The following is a 4,088-nucleotide window of genomic DNA, read 5'->3' as shown; positions in this document are numbered from 1 at the left end:
GATCTATATCGCGGTGTGCATTCACAAGAAAATTCACCGGCTGAAAAGCGACCGCATGCGTGAACGGTTCGAGGTGATCTACAAGGTCACGGCGGAAGTCGGGACAAGTTTCCTGACCCTGCTGCGTACCGGCCTTGGGGCGATCGTCGGGCTCCTGATGATTGCCCCCTTTATGGAGGACGTGCCGATCTCGCTCAACCACTGGCTGACCACGCTCATGCTCTGCCTCATGACCCTGGTGTTCTCGGCATCAGTATCGTTGCTGCATGACTTTTTGATGACTCGCCCGAGCCGCAGTCATCCGAAAAATCACATTCGCTTGTAAGGACGTAGGCTTGGTGGCTGATTTATGGCAGGGTCTTACCGTCCACCGGGTCGCCAATCTTCAGGAAATGCCCGCCCGCCACATGGTGCAAGGTGCGCAATGCATCCTGTCCTTCGAAGTGCCAACGGCCATCGCTGAAGACGCGCTCATCTGCCTGAGCGGCAATGACCTCGGCCAGGAACAGGTCGTATTGCTGATGATTACTGGGCTCTGGCAGTAGCCGACATTCCAGCCACGCTACACAGCCTTCGAGCATCGGGGCGTCAATCAACTCACCGCTGAAGGTTTGTAAACCGTAGGCCTGGAACTTGTCCTGTCCTTGGACCTGAGTCAATTCCAGGCCTGACGTCGAACCAACGGTCTGGGTGATATCGGCCTGCGCTGCACAGGGAACGTTCAGCACGAAGGTTCCCGAGGCTTCCAGCAGTTGCCGGGTCCAGGTGGACTTGTCTAGCACTACGGCAATTTTCGGCGGTTCGAAATCCAGCGGCATGGCCCAGGCGGCGGCCATGATATTGCGCTGGCCATCATGGGCTGCGCTCACCAGTACGGTCGGCCCGTGATTGAGCAAGCGATACGCCTTGGACAAAGGAACCGGCCGACGGTGGGAATCGCTCATATTGTCTGCTCCAGGGAAAAGAGCCGATTGTAGCGATTTCCACCGCTATGGCAGGTATCAAGTCGCCAGCTGATTGGCAAACTGCCCCACCGCGCTTACCACTTTCTGCGCACAGCCCTGAATCTCGATAATCACCGTGGCGCCTCAATGGCTGGGTTGAGCGTCAGCAGGTTGGTCTGTTTGGCGATGCCGCCGTAAACGCCAAGTATTACATCGCACCCGCCGCCGCGCAATGACCGGTATTGGGCATGCGCGTTCCAAAATACGCCGCGCTGCCAACACCCACCGCCCCCATCACTGCACAGAAGATCACGCAGATCCACGGGCTCCATGGCATCAGACCGATCAGCAACAGCGGTGTGACACTCGCCCACGCGGCGTAGGCAATGTTATAGGTGAAGGAAATTCCGGAGACGCGAACCCGCGCCGGGAACAGGCTGATCATTACCGACGGCACCGCGCCGACCACCCCACAACTCAGGCCGGCAATTGCGTAGGCCAGGCCTGTCCAGTTGCCGCCGCTGATCAGGCAGCCGTAAAGCACGCCAATGCCCAGTGGCAGCAGCAGGCTATAGAGCATGACCGTGCGCCAGGCGCCGATGCGGTCGACCAGCAACCCGGCAAGCACGCAGCCGATGTTCAGGAAAACAATGCCCAACGCGCTCAGAGTGAAGGTATGGCTGGCGGTCATGCCGAAGGTTTTCTGCATCATGGTCGGGGTGATGACAACGAACACCACCACAGCCGAGGTCAGCACGCAGGTGAGGATCATCGCCGGCAACATCGCCAGACGATGCTCCCGCAAAACCGTGCGCAGCGGCAGTTCAACGGCGGCATCGCGCTGGGCCTGCATCGCCATGAACACCGGGGTTTCACTCAGCCAGCGGCGCAGCCATACGCCGATCACCCCGAACACACCGCCCAGCAGGAACGGGTAACGCCAGGCGAAATCGAGGATTTCCGACGGGGTGAATGCCTGTGCAAGAAAGGTCGCCGTCAGGGCGCCGATCAAGTAACCGAAGGTCAATCCGGCTTGCAAGAAACCCAAGGCATAACCGCGATGCCCGGCTGGTGCGTGCTCGGCAACAAATACCCAGGCGCTCGGCACTTCACCGCCCACCGCCGCGCCTTGCAGGACACGTAACACCAACAGCAGCAGCGGTGCCCAATAGCCGATCTGCGCGTAGGTCGGCATGATCCCGATCAGCAGGCACGGTAGTGCCATCATCAGGATGCTCAGGCTGAAGACTTTCTTGCGCCCTAACTGGTCGGCGAAATGCGCCATCAGTATCCCGCCCAATGGACGCGCGAGATAACCGGTGACGAAAATTCCGAAACTTTGCAGCAGGCGCAACCACTCGGGCATTTCCGGCGGGAAAAACAGTTGGCTGAGGGTCAGGGCGAAAAAAACGAAAATGATGAAATCATAGATTTCCAGCGCGCCGCCAAGGGCCGCAAGGCCGAGGGTCTTGTATTCCGAGCGGGTAAAGGGCATCGGATGCGAAGGGGTGTTGGCAGTCATCAAAAAGAACTCTGCAGCCGGTAAAAAAACCAAGGCGCACATGGTCTACGCAAACGCGCCCACGGACAAGCCGTTAGACCATAGTCCCGTTTTGCTAAAACTTTGTAACACAGCAGGACCGGTTGATTTACTGTTGGCATCTGTCTAGACGGGCCGTTACGGCTTGAAGACCACCATAAACATAAAAATTCGAGGTACGCCCGTGGCTGCTGATATCGAAGATACCCGCTCTGCCCGTTTTGCCCTGCGCTGTTCAAGTTTTGCCGAACGCTGGTTCCCCGATTCCTGGGTGTTTGCAGCGCTGGCGGTGATCATTGTCGCCGTGGCCACCCTGTTCATGGGCGCCAAACCGACTGACGCCGCCATGGCGTTCGGTGACGGGTTCTGGAGCCTGATCCCGTTCACCATGCAGATGGCATTCGTGGTGATTGGCGGTTATGTGGTCGCCAGCTCGCCGCCAGCGGTGAAACTGATCGACCGTCTGGCGCGCCTGCCGAAAAACGGCCGCTCGGCCGTGGCTTGGGTGGCGTTGATTTCCATGGTCGCCTCGCTGCTGAACTGGGGCTTGTCGCTGGTGTTTGGCGGTTTGCTGGTGCGCGCCCTCGCCCGCCGTACCGATCTGAAAATGGATTACCGTGCCGCCGGTGCTGCCGTCTATCTGGGTCTCGGCGCGGTGTGGGCCTTGGGCCTGTCCTCGTCCGCCGCACAATTGCAGGCCAACCCGGCCAGCCTGCCGCCTTCGATCCTGGCGATCACCGGGGTCATTCCCTTCACCCAAACGATCTTTTTGTGGCAGTCCGGTGTCATGCTGCTGGCGCTGATCGTGGTCTCGCTGATCGTTGCCTACGCCACCGCGCCAGGTCCAAACACGGCCCGTGACGCTAAAACCTGCGGCGTCGACCCGAGTTTCAACCTGCCGCCGCTGCAACCACGCACTCGCCCTGGCGAATGGCTGGAATACAGCCCGCTGTTGACCCTTTTACTGGTGCTGCTGGCGGCGGGCTGGCTGTTCCACGAGTTTTCGACCAAACCGTTGCTCAGTGCCATCTCCGGGCTGAACACTTACAACTTCCTGTTCCTGATGCTCGGCGCGCTGCTGCACTGGCGTCCGCGCAGTTTCCTCGACGCCGTGTCCCGCGCTGTGCCAACCACCACTGGCGTACTGATCCAGTTCCCGCTGTACGGCTCGATCGCCGCATTGATGACCACGGTCAAAGGCACTGACGCTCAGACCCTGGCGCACCACATCTCGACCTTCTTCGTCAGCATCGCCTCCCACGACACCTACGCGGTGCTAATGGGCGTGTACTCGGCGATTCTCGGTTTCTTCATCCCGTCCGGCGGCGGCAAGTGGATCATCGAAGCGCCGTACGTCATGCAAGTGGCCACCGACCTGAACTACCACCTGGGCTGGGCCGTACAGATCTACAACGCGGCCGAAGCCTTGCCGAACCTGATTAACCCCTTCTACATGCTGCCGCTGTTGGGTGTGCTCGGATTGAAGGCGCGGGATTTGATCGGATTCTCGTTCGTGCAGTTGCTGGTGCATACGCCGCTGGTGCTGTTTCTGCTGTGGGCGCTGGGGACGACGCTGACGTATACGCCGCCGGTGATGCCTTAAC

General features: G+C 59.7%; 3 protein-coding genes and 1 pseudogene. 2 read left to right on the top strand and 2 right to left on the bottom strand.

The genetic code is table 11. The annotated features are described in order from the left end of the window. Nucleotides 1-325: pseudogene (locus AC1DRJ_RS20610) on the top strand (hypothetical protein); the annotation flags it as partial. A gap of 22 nt (nucleotides 326-347) precedes the next feature. On the opposite strand, the gene AC1DRJ_RS20605 reads toward AC1DRJ_RS20610, so the two are convergent. Both AC1DRJ_RS20605 and AC1DRJ_RS20600 read right to left on the bottom strand, forming a co-directional pair. Further along, on the bottom strand, nucleotides 348-944 hold the full coding sequence (locus AC1DRJ_RS20605; protein WP_477803767.1) for a flavin reductase family protein: 597 nt from the start codon (nucleotides 942-944) through the stop codon (nucleotides 348-350). 208 nt (nucleotides 945-1,152) lie between these two features. Continuing rightward, the gene (locus AC1DRJ_RS20600) at nucleotides 1,153-2,466 is read right to left on the bottom strand and encodes an MFS transporter (RefSeq protein ID WP_477803766.1); all 1,314 of its coding nucleotides are present in this window, start codon (nucleotides 2,464-2,466) and stop codon (nucleotides 1,153-1,155) included. 202 nt (nucleotides 2,467-2,668) lie between these two features. On the opposite strand from AC1DRJ_RS20600, the gene AC1DRJ_RS20595 reads away from it, so the two are divergent. Beyond that, complete coding sequence (locus tag AC1DRJ_RS20595; RefSeq protein WP_477803765.1) at nucleotides 2,669-4,087, top strand: short-chain fatty acid transporter; 1,419 nt, start codon at nucleotides 2,669-2,671, stop codon at nucleotides 4,085-4,087. Nucleotide 4,088 lies beyond the last annotated feature (1 nt).

This window comes from Pseudomonas sp. P5_B2 (assembly GCF_056400445.1).
Note: the sequence above shows the minus strand (reverse complement) of the source record. Positions and strands in the feature narration are given on the sequence as shown.

Bases quoted from the DNA above. Each gene is read 5' to 3' on its own strand.
- AC1DRJ_RS20605 (WP_477803767.1), bottom strand. From the start codon at position 944: ATGAGCGATTCCCACCGTCGGCCGGTTCCTTTGTCCAAGGCGTATCGC.
- AC1DRJ_RS20600 (WP_477803766.1), bottom strand. From the start codon at position 2,466: ATGACTGCCAACACCCCTTCGCATCCGATGCCCTTTACCCGCTCGGAA.